Origin of the sequence: Streptomyces sp. NPDC052107 (assembly GCF_040680215.1) — a bacterium.
Taxonomy (GTDB): domain Bacteria; phylum Actinomycetota; class Actinomycetes; order Streptomycetales; family Streptomycetaceae; genus Streptomyces.
The window spans coordinates 30299-50445 of record NZ_JBFAWG010000029.1 but is presented as its reverse complement, the minus strand read 5'-3'; the positions used below and the strand labels follow the sequence as shown (position 1 = coordinate 50445).

The following is a 20147-nucleotide window of genomic DNA, read 5'->3' as shown; positions in this document are numbered from 1 at the left end:
GACCCATTGGCCGTGTTTGGGCGGACCCGTCACGGCACCGTCTCCGCGCCTCGGCCGAAGGCCTCCCGCAGCGCGGGCAGCAGGGTCTTCGTCGACCAGTCCAGGTACGCCGCCTGCGCGTCGCCGCCGATCTGCACGAGCGCGATCTCCCCGAACCCGGCCTCGGCGTACGGCCATACGGCCTCGACGAAGGCGTCGGGGTCGTCCCCGCACGGGATCGAGGCGGCGACGTCGTCCTCGTCCACGAACCGGGTCGCGGACTCGAAGGAGTCGGGGTGCGGGAGTTCGGCGTTCACCTTCCAGCCGAGCCCGAACCAGCGGAACTGGGAGTGGGCGCGCTTGACCGCGGTGTCCCGGTCGGGGTCGTAGCACACCGGCAGCTGGCCGACCCGGGGTTTGCCGCTGCCGCCGTGCCGGTCGAAGGCCTCCAGCAGCCCCGGCTCCGGTTCGGTCGCGATCAGCAGGTCCGCGAGGTGCCCGGCGAGCTCGCAGGACTGGTCGCCGGAGACGGCGATGCCGATCGGCGGGGGCTGGTCCGGCAGATCCCACAGCCGGGCCGAGTCCACGTCGTAGTGCGGCCCGTGGTGGGTGACATGGCCGCCCTCGAACAGCGCCCGGTGATCCCCACGGCCTCCTCCAGCATCTCGTGACGCACGTCCACCGGAGGCCAGCCGCCGCCCACCACATGCTCGTTCAGGTTCTCGCCGGCGCCCAGCCCGAGCCGGAACCTGCCCTGGGACAGCAGCTGCACGGTCGCCGCCTTCTGCGCCACGATCGCCGGGTGGTAGCGCAGGATGGGGCAGGTCACATAGGTCATCAGTGGAATCCGCGAGGTGGCCTGGGCGGCGGCGCCCAGCACGCTCCACGCGTACGAGGAGTGGCCCTGCGAGCGCAGCCACGGAAAGTAGTGGTCGGAGATCACCGAGAAGTCGAACCCGGTCTCCTCGGCCCGGACGACGTGGTCCACGAGGTCCCGGGGCCCTGCCTGCTCGGCCATCATCGTGTATCCGATTTGCACCATACGTGGCGAGTCCCCGGGGTGGCGGCTGGAAAACGAACCACCGGCGCCGGTCAGTCCTCGGGCATCCGGAACGTCTGCAGGAACGTCCTCAGCGCCAGCCGGTTCGCGGCGTCGTCCCAGGTCACGGCCGGAGTCGTGAAGCGCAAAGAGAAGGCGTCGCCGCCGCCGGTCAGGAAGCCGCGCCCGAAGGTGTGCACCCGCGCGTCCCCCGTGCCGGCCAGCCACTCCAGGTCGGCGGCCCGGTGCCCCTGGTACGTGGTGGCCCGGACGTCGCCGACGCGGTGGTAGCCGGCCAGCCGCCGCAGACCGGGTTCGACGTCGTCCCGCCAGACCGCCACGGGATCCGGACCGACGTGCTCGCTGTGCGTGACGGCGAGGGTGGGGGAGGTGCCGTCCCGGCCGAGTGTGACGCGGTAGGCGCCGGTGACGCGGGAGGTGGTCAGCCGCTTCCAGCCGTCCGGCAGGGCGACGGAGAAGCCCTCCGGGGCGGTGTAGCGGTGGTAGCCGGCCGGCAGGGCGGGCGAGGTGCTCGGTGCCGGAGGCGGCAGGGAGGTCGCGGTGCCTCCGGTGCGGCCGCCGGCCGGGGTGGCCGAGGTGGTGGGGCGGGCCGGTGCCTGCGCGGTGCCGACGCCCGGCAGCTGGTGGGTCGTGGCCAGGACGGCGGCGGCCACGGTGACCACGGCCAGCGCGGTACCGGCCGCGAGGATCCCTCTGCTCCGCTCCCGCCCGGCGAGGCGGACACCGGCGCGCACACCGGCGTACGCGCCGCGCAGCCGGGGCACGGGGGCCGGCTCCCGGTCGGCGTCGGCGTCCTCGTCGAGGGTCCGGATCAGGGCCTCCCGGACCACCGGCCGGGTCAGCCGCTCCCGCGAGTTCTTCCGCAGCAGCCCCTGCACGGCCTGGGTGAGCGGGCCCGTGCGCAGCGGGGTGCGCAGTGGCAGCCGGTCCACGGCCTTCAGGGTGGCGTCGGGCCGGCCGCGGTCGCGGAACGGCGGCCGGCCCTCCGCCATCGTGTACAGCAGCGCACCCAGCGCCCACAGGTCGGCGGCCGGTCCGATGCGCTCGTCGCGGGCCTGCTCGGGCGAGGCGTACGACGGTGCCGTGAGCCGCGGCACCAGGGTCGCGCCGACCAGCCCGAACCCGGTGACGACGACGGGGCTGCTGTCCCGTACGAAGACCTGGCCGGGGCTCAGCTCGCCGTGGGTGATGCCCTCGTCGTGCGCGGCCTGCAGCACGTCGAGCAGTTCCACACCGATCCGGGCCGCCCGCGCGACGTTGAACGCGCCCTCGCGGTCGAGGAGTTCACAGAGAGGCGTGCCGTCGATCCACTCGGTGACCGTCCACAGGGTGCCGGCCTCCACCACGGCGTCGACGACCGTGGCGACCTGGCCGGGGCACAGCAGCCGCATGGTCTCGGAGGTCCGGACCACGCGGGCCGTGATCCGGCGCGCGGCGTCGTCGGCGGAGGGTTCCGGCAGGGTGGTCTGGGCCACCAGCCGCGGCTGCTCCGCCGCCACGTCCTCGGCGTACCACCACAGGCGGTTCGTCTCGCGGGCGAAGACCTCCAGAAGCCGGTACCGCCCGGCGACCAACTCGTGTGCGGAGACGTGCGCCTTGGTCATGGTCATCCCTCGCTGAAACCCCTGTTGCGTGTCTCACAGAGGTACGCGGGGCGTGCGGGGGTGCGTTCAAAGAATCCGCGAGTCCGGTGCCGTTCCTGCCTTTCATTCAATTCGTCGAAAGGGCTTGCGAGTTTGGGATGGCCGCACCCGGGGGGCCTTCGACCTGCGGGTAACCGAGGGTAAATTCCCGGGTGCGGCCCCGTGTCACAGCAGCCCGAACCGCTCGGCCCAGCCGGTCAGTTCCGGTGGTGTCGTATTGCCGCCGCACACCACGAGTCCGATCCGGGCGCCGCCACCGACGCGGGCCACGACCTGCCGGGCCGCCGGCAGCAGACAGCCCGCGGCCGGCTCGGCCCACACCTTCGCGTGGTCGGCGAGTTCCAGCGAGCCCCGCACCGCGTCCCGGTCCGGCACCACCAGCACCTCCTCGACCAGCGCCGACACATGGTCGTACGTCAGCTGGGACACGGAGGGCGCGCTGAGCGTGGTGACCAGGGACGACAGGGGCACCGGCACCGGTCCGCCCGCCTTCAGCGCGCCGGACATGGCCTCGGCGCCCTCGGTCTCCACACCCCAGACGCGGACCCCGGGACGCTGGGCGGCGAGGGCCGCGGCGACCCCGGCGATCAGCCCACCGCCGCCGATGCTGACCACGACGTCCGTCAGGTCACCTGCCGCGTCCTCGGCCAGCTCCAGCCCGACCGTGCCCTGTCCGGCGATCACCACCGGGTCGTCGAACGGGTGGACCAGGGTCAGCCCCTCGTCCCTGAGCCGCGTCACCAGCGCGAAGGCGCTGTCCATGCCGTCGGTCAGCCGTACCTGCGCGCCCGCCCGCCTGGCGAGCGCGACGGAACGCTCGGGTGCGGTGCGGGGCATGACCACGGTCGCCTTCACATCGAGGGCCGCGGCCATCACCGCGAGGGCGATCCCGTGGTTGCCGCCACTGACCGCGACCACACCCGCCGCCCGATCGGCCGCGCTCAGCGACAGCAGCTTCGCCGTCGCCCCGCGTGCCTTGAACGAGCCGGTCCGCTGGAGCAGTTCGAGCTTGGCGGTGACCGGGACGCCGAGCAGCTCGGTCAGGCCAGGACTCGGCACGGTCGGCGTCCGCACGACATGTCCGGCGATCCGCTCCGCCGCGGCTTCGATCTCCCTGATGCCGATCAAGGTGCTTCACCCTTCCGGCGCGGGGGTGGGGGCCGCGCCGTTCGCACCCTGGCCCGCGCGGACTGCCTGGGTCAACACGGTGTCACCGCGCGGTCGTACGGGATCACAGCTCGCGGTTCACCAGGTGATCGACGAACCGGAGGAGCTGCCCGGCGGCATCGGCGCCCAGCGGTGCCTCGGCGAGCAGCGCCCGGGCGGCGGCCGTGCGCGCACGGGCCTCGGCCAGCGCCGCCGTACGGCCGCCTGCCGCCTCGATCAGCGCGGCGGCCTCCGCCGCCCGTCCCGGTGCGTCGAGCAGCTCGGGCAACCCACGCGCCGCCGGGCAACCGAGTGCGGCCAGCACCGGATACGTCTTCTTGCGCTCCCGCAGATCGCCGCCCACGGGTTTGCCCGTGACGGCCGGGTCGCCCCAGATGCCCAGCACGTCGTCGACCAGCTGGAAGGCGACGCCGAGATGCCGTCCGGCCCGGTCCAGTGCGCCGGCCGTGGCCTCGCCCGCCCCGCCGAGCACGGCGCCCAGCGCGGCGGCACAGCCCAGCAACGCGCCGGTCTTGCCCTCCGCCATCGACCGGTACTCCTCGGGTGTGACCCGCTCCGGGCCGGTCCAGGGGCGGGTGGCGAACAGCAGGTCGTCGGCCTGCCCGCGCACCAGGTCGACGAGGGCCCCCGACAGCAGCCGTACGGTGCCGGCGCCCTGCGGCGCGGCCGCGAGGGTCTCCACCGCCAGCGCGAACAGGGCGTCCCCGGCGAGCACCGCCGGGCCCGTGCCGTACGCCTTCCACACGGCGGGGCGGCGGCGCCGGGTCGCGTCGCCGTCCATGATGTCGTCGTGCAGCAGCGAGAAGGCGTGCACCAGCTCCACGGCGACCGCGGCCGGGATGCCGGCCCGCCCGTCGGCGCCCGCCGCCTCGGCGCCGAGCACCGCCAGTGCCTGCCGTACGCCCTTGCCGCCCGGCGCGGGGGCGGGTGCCCCGCCGACCTCGCACCAGCCGAAGGAGTACCCGGCCATCTCGGCCACCCACGGATGCAGCCGCCCGACCGCCTCCCGCAGCGCCGGCTGCACCAACTGCCCGCAGTGAGCGAGAAGTTCGGGAACGGAAGACGAAGCTTGTACGGTGGTCACCGGGCGACCTCCGCATCGAGGGCGAACTCCTCCTGGGCCCGGGCCACCATCTCCCGGGCGTGCTTCAGTCCACTGCGCTCCAACGTCCTTGCCAGACTGGCGAGTTCGGCCGCCGTCTCGGACCGGTCCCGGCCGAGCCGCGCCAGCGACTTGGCCAGGCCCAGCCGGGCCAGCGCCTCGCCGCGCGGCTCGCTCATCGCGCGGAACTCCTCCAGCGTCAGCTCGTACAGATCCCGCGCCTCGGCGTAACGCCCGGCCCGGTACAGGACGTTGCCGCGCATCTTGTGGTTGTAGGCGAGCGCGCTGGAGAGGTTCATCGCCCGGCAGGAGGCCTCCGCCCGGGACAGCAGCTCCAGTGCCCGCTCGGTGTTCTTGTCGCGCACCGAGAGGATGTCGGCGAGTCCGCGCAGCGCCCAGGCGTGCCCGCGCCGGTCCTCCGCCCGCTCGGCTATGTCGGCCGCCTCCTCGAACAGTGCGAACGCCCGGTCGTGGTCGCCGGTGTTGCGATGCATCTGCGCGATGCCCTCCAGTGCCCACACCGTGTGCCGGGCCTCGCCGCGCCGGCGCGCCTCGGCCAGCAGCTGCTCGTGCAGCCGGCCGACCGCCGCGTAGTCGCCCTGGATCCGGCCGGTCTCCGCCAGGCCGGCCAGCGAGTAGCCGCGGACGACGATGTCGCCGCCGCGCTCGCCGAGTTCGGCCGCGAACCCCAGCAGCCGCCAGGCAAGCGGGAAGGCTCCGCGCTGCCGGGCGAGGGTGCCGCCGCTCCACAGCGCCCACGCCATCGCGGCCGTGTCGCCGGCCGCGCGGGCGGCGCGGTAACTCGCCTTCCAGGCGCGGTCCGCGTCCGCCGTGTGGCCGAGCCGCCGGTGCGCCTCGGCGACGGCGATCCCACAGCGGGCCGCCTCGGCGGGGCGCCCGGACCGCTCGGCCTCGCGCAGCTTCTCGGTGCCCTCCGCCAGCACATCGATCAGCGAGGAGTTCACGGACAGGGTGGTCAGGGCGCCCTGGTACTCCGGGGCGAAAGCCTTGCCGTACATGCGTGCCTTTCTATACACGACGTGTATACATCGCGTGTATAGGGTCTCGGAAAGACGTCCCGGCCGAGGGGACCGGGGCGTGTCGGTCTGTTGCCGATCAAGACGCGGGTACGACGACGGGGGTTGCCCGTGCGATGTGGATCACCCTGTGAAGGTTCAGTGCTGCTGGGCCGTCTGCGGGGTCAGCTCGCTCGGGCGCACCACGACGAAGCCCTCGCCCTGGAGCATCAGCTGCACGGCTTCGCCGGAACCGCCGCGCAGCATCGAGCCGATGGACTGGGAGCGGTGCAGCGAGGTCTGCAGATGTGCGGTCCAGCCGACCACCGCGTCCGTGTCGACGTACACCGGGGACTGCGCGGAGACCGGTATGACCAGCGGGTTGCCCTCGCAGGCCAGACCGAGGCGGCCCTGGCCGCTGAACACGCTGTTGAACAGGCCGCCGCCGGCGATGCCCGACCCCTTCACCGTCTTGATGTCGTACGACAGCGAGGCCTCGAAACACAGCACGTTGCGGCCGTTGACCGTGAACTGGTCGCCGGGCTCGACCTCGACGATGAAACAGTTCTGCGCCTCGTGCGCGAACCAGGCCTCGCCCTGCCCGCGCACCGCCATGAGGGGCAGTCCCTCACCGGTGACCGCACGCTTCAGCATGCCGCCGACGCCCTGGCCCTTGCGCTCGAACTTGAGGTTCCCGCGGTAGGCGACCATCGCGCCCTGGCGGGCGTACATCTCGCCGTTCACCGCGTACTTGATGCACTTGGCGTTCTCGACGGACATGCCCGGCTCCACGGCCGGCTGCACCACGTGCGTACTGGAAAAGAGATCACCCTTCATGCGGGGCATGGTGTCCCGGAGGATGTCGTTCCGCCAAGATCACGCAAGGTACCCGCTCAGCCACCGAACAGCTGGGTCCAGTACGTGCCCGCCCGGCCGCCGCCCGCGAAGCCGACGCCCAGGTGGCCGAACTCCCGCTTGAGGATGTTGGCGCGGTGCCCCGGACTGTTCATCCAGCCGTTCACGACCTCGGCGGGGGACCGCTGACCGCAGGCGATGTTCTCGCCGATCGTGCGCATCCGGGACCCCGCTGCCGCGGCCCGGTCCCAGGGCCCGGAGCCGTCGGGCGAGGTGTGGTCGTAGAAGTCACGGGCCACCATGTCCGCGCAGTGCGCCTGGGCGGCGATCGTGAGCAGTGGCTCCTGTGCCAGTGGGGGCAGGCCGGCCCGGCCGCGCTCGGCGTTCGTGAGCGCGAGGACCTCGGCGGCCGTGCGCGACAGCGCGTCCGGGGTGAGCGGAGCGGCCCACAGTGCGGTCCAGTACCGGTGGCCGGCGTCGGCGTGGGCCAGGGCGGCATGCCGGAAGGCCGGGTCGAGCAGGGTGCGCCGGGAACGCGCCGATTCCAGGCAGTACTCCACGAACTCCGCCGGGCTGCGCGGCCCGGAGACCAGGTGTTCGCCGACCGTGACATACGCGTATCCGGTGGCGCTGATCCGCTGGTGCACCGAAACGCCGTCCCGGCCCTCCCCGCCGAGCCGCCCGGCGTCCGCCATGGCCCGGGCATGGGACCGCGCGGCGGAGACGAGCCGCGGATCGAGGACGACCGGGGGAGAACCGGCTTGCGCTCGGGCCGAGTTGATCAGGTGGAGGAAGTCGCCGGCGCCGGGAGACTCCACGGGTGGGCTGGACGGCGGGCGTGGGCCGGTCGTGGCGGGCCGGGCGGATGCTGAGGACGGCGCGGTCGAGGTGAGCCGGACGGCCGGTGCAGGCGGGCCGGTGGTGGGTCGGCTGGACGGCGAACGTGGACCGGTCGTGGTCGGCGGGACGGGAGGGGCGGCAGCGGTGGGCCGGGGGGTGTGGCCGGGGGAAGTCGAGCGGGGCGGGGCCGTTGCGGTGCGGCCTTGGGGAGAGTGGGGCTGCGTGTGCCCGTTGTCGTCCGTGACCCGCACCCCGAAGTCCCGGGCGAGCCCGGCCAGCCCGTCCGCGTACCCCTGCCCGATCGCCCGCAGCCTCCAGCCGGTGCCCGGTCTGAGATACAGCTCGGCGAGCAGCAGCACCCTCTCCGGGCCGGGCCGGGGCGGGGCGAACCGGGCCACCGTACGCCCGGAGCCGTCCGTGACCTCGAGCCGGGGAGCGGGCAGCCGCCCGAGCGGTGTCCCTGGCTCGGCCGCGCTCACCACGACGGTGACCCGGCAGGCACCTCCGCGCAGCCGGGCCGGTTCGACGACCAGGGTGTCACCGCGCAGCCGTACGCCCGCTGCCCGAGGCTGGTTGTAGAACACGAAGTCGGCGTCGGATCCGACCTTGCCGTCCGCCCCGGTGACCAGCGCGGAAACGTCGAAGGCACCGGCCACCCGAAGCACCACCGCACCACCGGGCAGCGGTGCATTACCGCCAGGCGCCAATTCGCTCGTCACACAAGGGACAACGCCCCACACCTCCAAGAAGGTTCCGGTTGTCGAGGTGCGTGACCTGCCCCCACGACCCCGCATCCGGCAACGAGGAACAAGCCGCTACCTCTTGGCCGCCTTTCCCCCCTTCCCGCAGAACGCCGAATCCAAGGCCCCGCCCAAGGCATGCGACACCTTCTCGTTGTTGGAGGTGTCGGCCATGGCCGTAAGACTTCGCGACCCGTCCTTCGACGCGAAGGCATACGTGTAGTACCCCTGCACCACCCCCGTGTGCCCGTACACCGAGACCCCGCACGACAGATCACGCCGCCGCAGCCCCAGCCCGTACGACGTCGTGGTGTCGACCCGCGTGAAGTGTTCCATCTCCTCCAGCCGTGCCGAGGACAGCAGCTTGCCGCCGAGCAGTGCGCTGAAGAACGTGTCGAGATCCCGTGCACTGGAGATGATCGCCCCCGCGCTCTGCGCCCACGACGCCGTCTGCTCGGTGGCGTCGACCAGCGGGTCGCCCGCCTTGTCCGGGGTGAGGTATCCGCGGGCGTACCGGCCCGGGATCCCCGTCTCGGGATGCACGTAGAACGTGTCCCGCAGCTTCAGCGGCTTGAAGATGCGGTCCTGGTACTCGGTCCGCACCGAGTGCCCGGTGAGCCTCTCGATGAGCATGCCGGCCACCACGAAATTGGTGTTGGAGTAGTCGTAGGCGGCGCCGGGCTCGTTGGTGCGGGGCTTCTTCAGGGAGAGGGCGACCAGCTGACGGTAGGTGAAGACCTTGTTCCGCACCGCCTCGAAGCCGGACACGCTGTCGGCGAACAGGTCGTCGGTGTAGTCGTACAGGCCACTGCGATGACTCAGCAGCTGGCGGACCGTGATGCGGTCGTCCGGCAGCAGCTTGGGCAGATAGCGGTTGACCGGCGCGTCGAGCGCCAGCCGCTGCTCGTCGGCGAGCTGGAGCAGGACGACGGCCGAGAAGGTCTTGGTGACGCTGCCGACCCGGAACCGGTCCTCGGCGCTGATGGCCCGTCGCGTGCTCAGGTCGGCGATTCCGCGTGTCGCCTCGTACGTCCGGCCGTGGTCGTCGATGCGGGCCAGGGCGCCCGGCGCGCCCCGGTCCACCGCGGACCGCAGTACCGCGGAGAGGCCCGCGGTGTCGGGTGCCGGCAGCGCCGCCCGGGGCACCACCGCCGCCCGGACGTCCGGATCTCCCGTCGTGGCCCGCGCCGGGACCGCGAGGAGCGACAGCGCGACCGCTCCGAGGACCGCGCCCCGCCCCACCGTTGCCGAGACCATCCGCCACCCGCTTTCAGTGTTCCGAATCGATACGAGATGTGATGCGACATCGGTCACATTCCGGCCTCGGAACCTAGGGGATGGAGTCCACGTCTCCACAGCCGACACACAGTTGGTCAGGCAGCGATCACTCTGTGGCGCCCATTCGTAAAGGATTGCCATAGAAGTTCGCGAAATCGATCATTCCGCCTTTACGTGGACATGACTGATCCGTAAGGGTTACGCCTTGGGGCCCGACCAGCCCCCGTGACGCCGAACCGCGTCATGCGTCAAGGCGGTTGGTGATCCCGGCCGCCTGCGAACGAAGGAACCCTGATCCTTGCGTAGACCGCACATACGCAGCGTTGCCGTCGCCATCGCGGTGACGACCGCTGCCACGGGCCTGGCCGGGACGGCTTTCGCGGGTCCCTCCACGGGGGTGGAGCGGTCCTCGGCGTCCGCCACCATGAACGCCACCGCGGTGGTCGAGGCGGCGCGCACCGCGGCCCTCGCCCACGCGTCGGCGACCGGCGTCTCCCAGGGCGACGAACTGCACGCGCAGGACGTGATGCTCGACCCCGAGGGCGCCCGGCACGTCCGGTTCGTCCGCACGCACGACGGCATGCCCGTGCTCGGCGGCGACCTCATCGTCCACCTCGACCACAAGCTGGCCTACGCCGGCGTGACCCGCGCCGCCGGCCACGCCGTCGAGCCGGCCACCACCAAGGCGAAGCTGACCGCCGACCAGGCCGTCGCCAAGGCCGCCCAGGCCGCCAAGGGCGACGCGGGCACCGCCCGGCTCGTCGTCGACGCGCGCGGCGGCTCCTCCGCCCTCGCCTACCAGGTGACCGTGACCGACCAGAACGGCACCAACACCGTCGTCATCGACGCCGTCACCGGCAAGGTGCGCAGCAACACGCCGGACAGCGACGAGTTCCTGTCGCCGAAGCTGCTGGACAGCCTGCGCCGGCATCACGAGACGATCGACCCGGCCACCGGCATCGGCTCCGCCTCCCCCGAGGCCGGCCTGCTCGGCTCCGGCGTCTCCGGTGCCGCGGCCAGCTACCCGTCGGCCGCCAAGGGCACCGGCAAGACCCTCTTCGTGGGCACCGTCGGCCTGACCACCACGCAGACCTCGCGCGGCCACTACCAGCTCAAGGACCCGAGCCGGTACGGCACCGAGACGCGGGACGCCAAGGGCTCGTACACGGAGAAGTTCAGCGCGGGCACGAAGTTCACCAACACGACCAACGTGTGGGGCAACGGCACGACGAGCAGCCGTGCCAGCGCCGCGGCCGACGCGCAGTACGGCGTCACCGAGACCCTGGACTTCTACAAGAGCACCTTCGGCCGCAAGGGCATAGCCAACAACAGCAAGGCCGCCCAGGCGATGGTCCACTGGGGCAAGAAGGTCGCCAACGCCTTCTGGGACCCGACCTGCAACTGCATGCTGTACGGCGACGGCGACGGCCAGATGTTCAAGAAGCCGCTCGTCGTCCTCGACGTCACCGGCCACGAGCTGACCCACGGCGTGGTGGACGCGACCGCGAAGCTGGAGCCGACCTACGTCGACTCCGACGGCAACCAGTACGGTGAGCCGGGCGCGCTGAACGAGTCGCTCGCGGACATCTTCGGCTCCAACGTCGAGTTCTTCACGAAGAACTCGAAGGACGTCGGGGACTACCTCATCGGCGAGAAGCTGGGTCTGTCGCAGAAGTTCCTGCGCCGTCTCGACCACCCGTCGCTCGACAAGCTCGAGGGCACGATCGACTACTGGTCGCCGGACACGTACTACACCGAGGTGCACGCCGGTTCCGGTGTCTCCTCGCACGCCTACTACCTCCTCGCGGAGGGCAGCGGCAAGAAGACGATCAACGGCGTGAACTACAATTCGCCGACGTACCGGAACGCCACGGTCAAGGGCATCGGCCGCACCAAGGCCACCGCGATCTTCTACCGTGCGCTCACCCGCTACATGGTCTCCACGACCGACTTCCACGACGCGCGCGTCGCGACGCTGAAGGCGGCGGGGGACCTGTACGGCGCGAACAGCACCGAGTACAAGACGGTGGACCAGGCGTGGGCCGCGGTCAACGTCACCGCCGCCAACACGCCGGCCGCCCGTCACTGACGGAACGGCCGTACCACCGGATGCCCCGCCTCGCGCGGGGCATCCGCATGCCCGGGACCCGCGCGAACCGCCCATGGCCGTTCGAAGGACCCACGGCGAGACCGGGCGCGGCACCCTTGGTGTGAGCGCTGTCCGGCAACTACCGTACGGGGGTGGCAGATGCGGTCCGGGACGCCGACTGCCCCGCGACCGTCGGCGCCCGGCGAGAGCGGCGGTATCCGCCGGTGTTCAGCCCCAGGAGCGGCCGACGGGAGGAGTGGATGTCCCCGGACGACGTCGGCGCGAACGCCCGGCGCCCGCTGGGCCGGGTCCGGCTGGACAACGCCGACGAGGCCTGCCGGCCCGTCGCCTCGCCGACCGGAGCCGGGAACCCGCGGCGGGCCCGTCGCCGACCCGTACCGGCGGGACCGGAGACCCACCGAGGTGCGCATCCGCAGCGGTGGCGGGACCATGGCCTCCGTGGGATACGCAGGCACGTCCCGGACGGTCCGCGTGCGGCCCCGCGGGTCCGGCACGCTCCGGGACCTCGCGTGATGCCCGGCCGGTTCGGACGCGTCCGCCGCGTCGCCGCCGTCCTGCTCACGGCCGTCGTCTGCCAGTCCGCGCCGGGCCGGGCGACCGCTCTGCCCGTGTCCGCCGAGCAGGCGTCCGGGGTCGTCACCTGGGCGGCGAGCGCCGACCGCATGGGCGAGGGCACCGCCGGACAGGGCTACCGGATGATCGTGCACACCAGCGTCGGCGGCGACGATCCACGCGTCCGGCTGAGCAACGCCTTCGGCGACCGGCCGCTGACCGTGGACGGCGTCTACGCCGGAGTGCGCAGCCGGGGAGCCGCCGTGCGGCCGGGCAGCAACCGGCGGCTCACCTTCGGCGGCGACCGTACGGTCATCGTCCCGACGGGTGCCACCGCCTGGAGCGACCCGCTGCCCGGCCGGCTGCGCGCCGGCACCGATCTGGTCGTCAGCCTGCACACCCCGGCCGCGGCGGGACCGGCGACCGGTCACTGGCTGGCGATGCAGACCTCCTACACCGGACAGGGCGACCACATCGCCGAGGAGAGCGGCACCAACTGGACGCAGACCACCGGCTCCTGGTGGTACCTCGACGCCGTGTCGGTACGGCCGTCCCGCCGCGCCACCGGGGCCGTGGCCGCTCTCGGCGACTCCATCACCGACGGCTGGCACTCCACCCTGGACCTGGACCGCCGCTGGCCCGACTACCTGGCGCGACGCCTGACCACAGCCCACGCGGCCGTCCAAGGCGTCGCCGACGAAGGCATCTCGGGCAACCAGGTGCTCGCCGACGGCGCCGGGCAGAGCGCCCTGAACCGGCTGGACCGGGACGTGCTGTCCCTGCCCGGTGTGCGCACCGTCCTCCTCTTCGAGGGGGTGAACGACCTCAAGGCGCACACCGGCGTCACCGCGCAGGACCTGATCGCCGGGTACCGGAAGATCGCCGAGCGGGTGCACGCGGCGGGCAAGTGCGTGGTCGCCGCCACGATCGGCCCCTTCGAGGGCTGGCCCGAATGGGACCCGGCCGCCGAGACCGTACGCCGGAAAGTGAACCAATTCATCCGCGCCGGCGGGGAGTTCGACGCGGTCACCGACTTCGACCGCACCCTGCACAGCCCCCACCACGCCGCACGGCTGCTGCCGTTCCTCGACGGCGGTGACCACCTCCACCCCGACGACAAGGGGATGCGGGCGATCGCCGACGCCGTCGCCCTCGGCAGCCTCGGCTGCACCCGCTGACCGGGGGGTTCCGGCCGGCTCACCCCGCCCCGGTCGGCTCCGGCGCGATCAGCCCCCGGCGGTAGGCGATCGCCACCGCCTCCGTACGGCTCGCGGCGCCCAGCTTGGCCAGGATGTTGGAGACGTGCACGCTCGCCGTCTTGCCGCTGATGAACAGTTCCTCGCCGATCTGCCGGTTGCTGCGGCCCCGCGCGAGGAGCCGCAGCACGTCCTGCTCCCGCGCGGTCAGCGGCGCGGCACCGGCCGGGTCCGCCGCGGTGGCGGCGGTGAGACGGGCCCGGCGGGTCAGCGCGTCGATCCGCTCCAGCAGCGGTGCCGCACCCAGCGTGGCCGCCGTCGCCCGCGCCGCACGCGCCTGCTCCGCCGCCTCCGCGCGCCGCTCGACGGCCAGCATCGCCTCGGCGCAGCGCACCTGGCAGCGCGCCTGCTCGTACACATCGCCGCTCGCGAACGCGGCGACCGCCTTCTCCCAGGCCGCCGGATCCGGGCCGGAGATGGCCGTCGCCCACTCCGCCTCGGCGCGGGCCAGCCAGGCCTGGCCCTCCGGGCCCTGCGGACGGCCCTCCTCGTCCCGTGCGGCCGAGGCGCGCGCCTGCTCCACCAGCTCGGTCGCGGTGTCCGCCCAGCGGCGCAGCGCCGGTGCGTCCCCGGCACGCCGCACTTCCGCCGCCCGGTCGGCGACCGCCGTGAGACAGAGCGCGGCGAGCCGGACGGTGACGTCGGGCCGCCGCTCCGAGTCGTCGCCCAGCGCGGTGAGCGCCGCCCGCATCCGCTCCACGGCCGCCTCCGGGTCGCCCCGCAGCGCGGCGGCGTCGGTGAGGACGATCCCGGCAATCAGCGTGCCCATCCAGTTGAACGGCCCCTCCAGCAGGACCTCGGCCCGCTCGACGGCCCCGGCGTCGCCCCGCGCCGCCGCCACGTACAGCGCGGGCCCCGCCGCGAAGGCGCCCGTGGCCGGCAGGGCGGACGCGGCCTCGGCCGCCGCGCTCAGGCACTCGTCCCACCGGCCGAGCGTGTACAGCGCCAGCAGTTGGAGATACCGCATCCCCAGCGGATACGGCGAGGACAGCAGTCCGGTCCGGCGGGCCCGCTCCAGCGCCTCGGCCAGCACGGGCAGGCACGCCTGAAGATCGCCGGCTTCCAGGCGGCTGATCGCCTGGTTGAACAGCGCGCGCATCTCCACCGGACCGTGCCCGGCGGACCGCGCCAGCTCCCGGGCCCGCCGCAGCTTCTCCTGGCCCTCCGGGGAGCGCCGGCCGCCTCCTTCGAGATTGGCCAGGGAGATCAGCAGATCGGCCCGGGCGTCGGCCATGCCCAGTTCCTCCGCGACGCGCAGGGCGCGGTGGGCGATGCTCAGGGCCGTCTCGTCCGCGCCGAGGTGACGGGCCGCAACAGCATGGGTGGCCGCCGCCCACACCCAGGTCCGCGAGGGCGGCTCGGCGGGGATGAGCGCCAGCGCCTCACTGCTGTACCGGAAGGCGGCCTGCAGCCGGTCCACGCTGAGCAGGTTGCCGGCCAGGGTGTAGCGGACCCGGGCGGCGAGCGCGGAGTCGGCGTCCTCGCCGACCTCGGCGAGCGCGGCCCGCGTCAGGGAGACCGCCCGATGGGAGTCCCCGGCCTGCACAGCCGCGGCGGAGGCCCGCAGGGTCAGGGTGACGGGTGCGATCCCGTCGGCGCTCGGCCGTGCCTCGGCCGGCACCGACGACCACAGGTCCAGCGCCGTCTCCAGATGCCGCAGCTCCTCGGCCGGCGCACCCAGCCGCCGGGCGTGGTCGGCCGCCTCCAGACAGGCGGCGAGCGCCCCCGGCAGGTCGTGGCTCTCGCGCGCGTGGTGGGCGCGCTCGGCGGCGGTCTCCGGGGCGCGGCCGCGGGCGGCGAGCAGCCGGGCGTACGCCCCGTGCAGCCGGGACCGCTCGCCGGGCAGCAGATCGGCGTAGACCGCCTCACGGGTCAGGGCGTGCCGGAAGGCGTAGGTGTCGCCGTCCCCGGGAACGAGCAGCTGCCGTCCCACGGCCTCGCGCAGCGCCGCCTCCAGCGCCTCCTCGGGGAGCCCGGCCGCCTCGCGCAGCAGGTCGTGCTCCACCCGGCGCCCGGCCACGGCGGCGGTCCGCAGCACCTGCTGGGCGGTCTCCGTCAGCTGCTCGACCCGGATGAGCAGCAGGTCCGCGAGCCCGCTGGGCACGCCGCCGGCGTCCGCGCCGGCCGCTGCGAACAGCTCCTGCGCGTAGAACGCGTTGCCCTCCGCGCGGGCCACGATGCCCCGTACGACGGCCTCGGGCAGCGGCCGGTCCTCCAGGGCCCGCACCAGCCGCGCGACCTCCGGATCGGGCAGCGGCCGCAGCTCCAGCCGCTCCACGGCCGGCAGCCGGACCAGTTCGGCGAGCAGCGGGCGCAGGGGGTGGCGGCGGTGCAGATCGTCCGCCCGATAGGAGGCGAGGACCGCGAGGCGCCGCTCGGGGCCGCCGCCCGGCCGGTGCAGCACGCCCCGGCTGAGCAGGAAGCGCAGCAGGTCCCGGGAGGACTGGTCGGCCCAGTGCAGGTCCTCCAGGACCAGCAGCAGCGGTGCCACGGCGGCGAGTTCGGCCAGCAGCCCGGCGACGTCCTCGAACAGCCGCAGCCGTCCGTCCGGGCCGCCCGCCGGGTCCGTGCCGGCGCCCAGCAGCCGGTCCACCACCGGATGCGCGGCCAGCACGGACGCGAAGCGCTCGTCGGCCGCGAGCACGCCGAGGATCTCGGTGAACGGAAGATACGGCAGGCCCACGTCACCGAGGTCCACACAGTGCCCGGTGACCACGGTGCTCCCCGCCCGCGCCGCCCGCTCCGCGACCTCGTCCAGCAGCCGTGTCTTGCCGACCCCCGCGTCCCCGGCGACCAGCACCGCCCGCGCCGCCCCACCCCGGACACGCTCCAGCACGCCGAGGAGCCGGGCCAGTTCCCCGTCCCGCCCGATCAACGGCGGCGAGGAGAAGACGATCTGCGACACGCCCCCATCCTGACACGCCGAGCGCCCCGAAGGGGCGCGGGACTGTGCCGATGTGCGGCTCCGCCGCGCGGGCGCGACCAGCCACGACGCGCTCGCGGTCGCCGTCCGCGGAGAACCCACCGAGCCGGCCAGCGTTCAACCCCCCAGCGTCTCCGCCCAGTTCCTCGGCACCCGCCCGGCAGGGCCCGGCACAGGCTGTTCGGCGGGGTGACTGGCAGGCGGGGCCAGCTCAGGACCCGAGGCGTACAACTCGTCCGTCGCGTAGTCCCAGAACCACTCCTCACCCGGCTCGAAACTCTGGATCACCGGATGCCCCGTGGCGTGGTAGTGCGCGGTGGCGTGCTTCGCGGGGGAGTCGTCGCAGCACCCGATGTGCCCGCACTGCGCGCACCGGCGCAGATGGAACCACCAGCCGCCGGCCTCCTCGCACTCCACACAGCCGGTGCCGCTGGGCGGGACGCCCGGGTCGATCGCGTCGGCCTTGTCGCTGGTGCTCATACGGCTTCCTCCGCTTGGTCGATGGACGTGTCAGGCAGCTCGGCGGTGAGCGGCAGCAGCACCTGGAAGCGGGTGTCGCCGGGCACCGACTCCACGCGCAGGCTGCCGTGGTGCTTGTTGAGGACGATCCGCCGCGAGATGTCCAGGCCGAGCCCGGTGCCCTCGCCGACCGGCTTGGTGGTGAAGAACGGGTCGAAGATCCGGTCCTTGATCTCGGGCGGGACACCGGGCCCGGTGTCCCGGAACTCCACCAGCAGCCGCTCGTGGTCGAGCGCGGTCCGCACGGTCAACGTGCCCGTTCCGCCTGCGCTGTTGATGGCGGACACCGCGTTGTCGATCAGGTTGGTCCACACCTGGTTCAGCTCCGCGGGATAGGCGGGCACCGGCGGGAGCGTGCGGTCGTACTCCTTCACGACCTGGATACCGCCGCCGATCTTTCCGGACAGCATCAGCAGGGTGCTGTCGAGGAGCTCGTGCACGTCCACCGCGCGGTAGGGCGCCCGGTCCAGCTGCGAGTACTGCTTGGCCGCGTCGACGAGATGCGAGATCCGGGTGGTGGAGTCCTCGATCTCGTTCATCAACAGCTCGGTCTCGACGGTGTAGTTGAGCCAGGCGACCGCACCGGGCAGGATCTCCTCGTCCACGGCGGCCGCGACCTGGTCCAGCCAGTCGACGTCGAGCCCGGCCTGCACGAAGGTCGGCGCCAGCTGCCAGGCCTCGCCGATGTCGTGGTCCTCCAGCCAGTCGGTGAGCAGGTCCTCCCGGTCGGCGGCCTCCAGCGGACTGAGCACCGGCGCCTTGGCGACCCGTTCGGCGGTGCGCTCCTGGATCTCGACCAGGCTCGCCAACGCGTCACGGGAGAAGGGGCCTTCGGCGATCATGCCGAGCTTGCGCCGCATCTTCGCGACCCGTTCGCGGAGCGTGGCCGTCGCCCGTACAGCCGCCGCCGCGGGGTTGTTCAGCTCGTGCGTGAGCCCAGCCGACAGCGAGCCCAGCGCCAGCAGCCTCTCCTGCTGCCCGATCGCCGCCTGGGTGCGCTTCGACCCGAAGAACAGGCCCTCCAGCAGATGCACGGCCATCGGGAACCACTCGGTCATGACGTCCGCGAAGATGTCCGCCGGCAGTACGAAGAACCGCGACGGCTCCGTCACCCGCATCGAGTTGTTGTAGACCTGCCGCACCCGGTCGCCGATGTAGGCCTGCATCGCGCCCGCGTACACCCCGCGCTGCGAGGTGCGGCCGACCTCCACGTCGTCCCCGCCGACCCGGCGGGAGAGCACGACCGTGCCCTCGATCAACACGAAGAAGCAGGTGGCCTGGTCGCCCTCGGTGTACACTGGACCGGGCTCGAACAGCTCCACCCGCCCCTCGCAGCACAACCGGCCCAGCTGTTCGGGGCTCAGCTTCTCGAAGAGAAACAGCGAGCCGATCTCCTGGGGACTGCACGGCATGATCTGCCCGCTCATGACTGTTCCAGATACCGGTGGACGAGCATCACGGCCATGGCTCCCTCTCCGACGGCGGAGGCGACCCGCTTGGCGGACTCGGCACGGGCGTCGCCCGCCACGAACACGCCGGGGACGCTGGTCTCCAGGTGGTACGGCGGCCGGTCCAGCTCCCAGCCGGCCGGCGGTCGCCCGTCGGCCGTGAGGTCGGGCCCGGCCAGGATGAACCCGCGCTCGTCGCGCAGTACCGCGTCGCCGAGCCAGTCGGTCAGCGGGGCGGCCCCGATGAACACGAACATCCACTGCGCGTCGACCCGTTCGCTCTCCCCGGTCACGGTGTCACGCAGCGTCAGCTGCTCCAGGTGGTCCGTGCCGTGCGCCGCGTCCACCACGGTGTGCGGGCGCACCGAGATGTTCGGCGCCTCGTTGATCTGCTGGATCAGGTAGTGCGACATCGAGGCCGACAGATCGGGGCCGCGCACCAGCAAGGTCACCGACTTCGCGCCCCGGGACAGATACATCGCGGCCTGGCCCGCCGAGTTGGCGCCGCCGACGATGAAGATGTCCTGCCCCTGGCAGGAGGCGGCCTCCGTCAGCGCCGAACCGTAGAACACCCCGCAGCCGGTCAGATCCATGCAGCCGGCGGCCTCCAGCTGCCGGTACTGCACGCCGGTCGCGAGGATCACGCTGTGCGCGGCGATCGCCGAGCCGTCCGCGAACCGTACGACCCGGGCGGCGCCGTTGACCTCCAGTCCCGTCACCTCGCGGGCGGTCAGGATCTCCGCGCCGAACTTCGCCGCCTGCCGGCGCGCCCGGTCGGTGAGCTGGGCGCCGGAGACGCCGTCGGGGAAGCCCAGGTAGTTCTCGATCCGGGAGCTCTGCCCGGCCTGCCCGCCGGTCGCCGACCGCTCCACCAGCACGGTCCTGAGTCCCTCGGAGGCCCCGTACACGGCCGCGCCGAGACCGGCCGGCCCGCCGCCGATCACGATCAGGTCGTAGAAATCGGCCGTCGGCGTGGTCGCCAGCCCGACCCGCGCGGCCAGCTCCGGCGCCTCGGGCTCGACCAGCGCGGTGCCGTCCGGAGTGATCACCAGCGGCAGCCGCCGCCCGTCCTGCCCGGCGGCCGCCAGCAGCCGCTGTCCCTCCGGCTCCTCCACCGAGTACCAGCGGTACGGCACCTGGTTGCGGGCGAGGAACTCGCGCACGTCCGACGAGCGCGCCGACCAGCGGTGCCCGACGACCTTGGTGCTGGGCACGGGCCGGTAGGCGCTGGTGCGCCAGGCCTGCAGCAGATCGTCCAGGACCGGGTAGAGCTTCTCCTCCGGCGGGTCCCAGGGCTTGAGCAGATAGTGGTCCAGATCGACCACGTTGATCGCGTCGATCGCCGCGTTGGTGTCCGCGTACGCGGTCAGCAGCACCCGGCGCGCCCCCGGGTACACGTCCAGCGCCAGTTCCAGGAACTCGATGCCGTTCATCTGCGGCATGCGGTAGTCGGCCAGGATCACCGCCACCAGGTCGCCGCGCAGCTTCAGCTCGCGCAGGGCCTCGAGCGCGGACTCCCCCGACTCCGCGCGCACGATCCGGTACGACTCGCCGTAGCGCCGCCGCAGATCGCGGGCGACGGCACGGGAGACCCCCGGGTCGTCGTCCACGGTCAGGATGACGGTCCGCGCTGCGTCGGCGGCCTGTGCCATACCTCTC

13 protein-coding genes and 1 pseudogene are annotated in these 20147 nt (G+C 73.1%); 2 read left to right on the top strand and 12 right to left on the bottom strand.

Annotated features, from left to right (window positions below; all coding sequences use genetic code 11):
- Window positions 1-29: 29 nt before the first annotated feature.
- The 8 genes and pseudogenes from AB0M27_RS26990 to AB0M27_RS26955 form a co-directional block, all read right to left on the bottom strand.
- Window positions 30-1021, bottom strand: a pseudogene (locus tag AB0M27_RS26990) (LLM class F420-dependent oxidoreductase).
- 50 nt (window positions 1022-1071) lie between these two features.
- Window positions 1072-2649, bottom strand: a complete 1578-nt coding sequence (locus tag AB0M27_RS26985; RefSeq protein ID WP_365724923.1) for a serine/threonine-protein kinase — start codon at window positions 2647-2649, stop codon at window positions 1072-1074.
- Between the two features lie 198 nt (window positions 2650-2847).
- A complete protein-coding gene (locus tag AB0M27_RS26980) occupies window positions 2848-3810 on the bottom strand; it encodes a threonine/serine dehydratase (protein WP_365724921.1) in 963 nt (320 codons plus the stop codon).
- Between the two features lie 103 nt (window positions 3811-3913).
- Window positions 3914-4933 carry a polyprenyl synthetase family protein gene (locus AB0M27_RS26975; protein ID WP_365724919.1) on the bottom strand — a complete coding sequence of 340 codons (1020 nt, stop codon included), beginning with the start codon at window positions 4931-4933 and terminating at the stop codon, window positions 3914-3916.
- On the bottom strand, window positions 4930-5970 hold the full coding sequence (locus AB0M27_RS26970; protein ID WP_365724917.1) for a tetratricopeptide repeat protein: 1041 nt from the start codon (window positions 5968-5970) through the stop codon (window positions 4930-4932). Before AB0M27_RS26970 ends, AB0M27_RS26975 begins: the two co-directional genes overlap by 4 nt.
- 156 nt (window positions 5971-6126) lie before the next feature.
- Entirely contained in the window at window positions 6127-6804 is a 678-nt protein-coding gene (locus tag AB0M27_RS26965; RefSeq protein WP_365724915.1) for an AIM24 family protein, read from the bottom strand.
- A gap of 56 nt (window positions 6805-6860) precedes the next feature.
- Complete coding sequence (locus tag AB0M27_RS26960) at window positions 6861-8318, bottom strand: CAP domain-containing protein (RefSeq protein ID WP_365724913.1); 1458 nt, start codon at window positions 8316-8318, stop codon at window positions 6861-6863.
- A 159-nt stretch (window positions 8319-8477) separates the two neighbouring features.
- Window positions 8478-9659 carry a serine hydrolase domain-containing protein gene (locus AB0M27_RS26955; protein WP_365724911.1) on the bottom strand — a complete coding sequence of 394 codons (1182 nt, stop codon included), beginning with the start codon at window positions 9657-9659 and terminating at the stop codon, window positions 8478-8480.
- 319 nt (window positions 9660-9978) lie between these two features.
- Here AB0M27_RS26955 and AB0M27_RS26950 point away from each other — a divergent pair, with 319 nt between their 5' ends.
- Together AB0M27_RS26950 and AB0M27_RS26945 are read left to right on the top strand one after the other, a co-directional pair.
- On the top strand, window positions 9979-11769 hold the full coding sequence (locus tag AB0M27_RS26950) for a M4 family metallopeptidase (protein ID WP_365724909.1): 1791 nt from the start codon (window positions 9979-9981) through the stop codon (window positions 11767-11769).
- Window positions 11770-12302: 533 nt separating this feature from the next.
- A complete protein-coding gene (locus AB0M27_RS26945; RefSeq protein WP_365724994.1) occupies window positions 12303-13520 on the top strand; it encodes an SGNH/GDSL hydrolase family protein in 1218 nt (405 codons plus the stop codon).
- Between the two features lie 19 nt (window positions 13521-13539).
- Here AB0M27_RS26945 and AB0M27_RS26940 read toward each other — a convergent pair whose 3' ends face one another.
- From AB0M27_RS26940 to AB0M27_RS26925, 4 genes are all read right to left on the bottom strand, one after another.
- Window positions 13540-16503, bottom strand: a complete 2964-nt coding sequence (locus tag AB0M27_RS26940; RefSeq protein WP_365724907.1) for an AAA family ATPase — start codon at window positions 16501-16503, stop codon at window positions 13540-13542.
- Between the two features lie 135 nt (window positions 16504-16638).
- The gene (locus AB0M27_RS26935; RefSeq protein ID WP_365724905.1) at window positions 16639-17001 is read right to left on the bottom strand and encodes a UBP-type zinc finger domain-containing protein; all 363 of its coding nucleotides are present in this window, start codon (window positions 16999-17001) and stop codon (window positions 16639-16641) included.
- Window positions 16998-18467: an ATP-binding protein gene (locus AB0M27_RS26930; protein WP_365724903.1), complete on the bottom strand. Its 1470-nt coding sequence runs from the start codon at window positions 18465-18467 to the stop codon at window positions 16998-17000. The genes AB0M27_RS26935 and AB0M27_RS26930 overlap by 4 nt, the downstream gene beginning before the upstream one ends.
- The gene (locus AB0M27_RS26925; protein WP_365724900.1) at window positions 18464-20140 is read right to left on the bottom strand and encodes an FAD-dependent oxidoreductase; all 1677 of its coding nucleotides are present in this window, start codon (window positions 20138-20140) and stop codon (window positions 18464-18466) included. Before AB0M27_RS26925 ends, AB0M27_RS26930 begins: the two co-directional genes overlap by 4 nt.
- Window positions 20141-20147 lie beyond the last annotated feature (7 nt).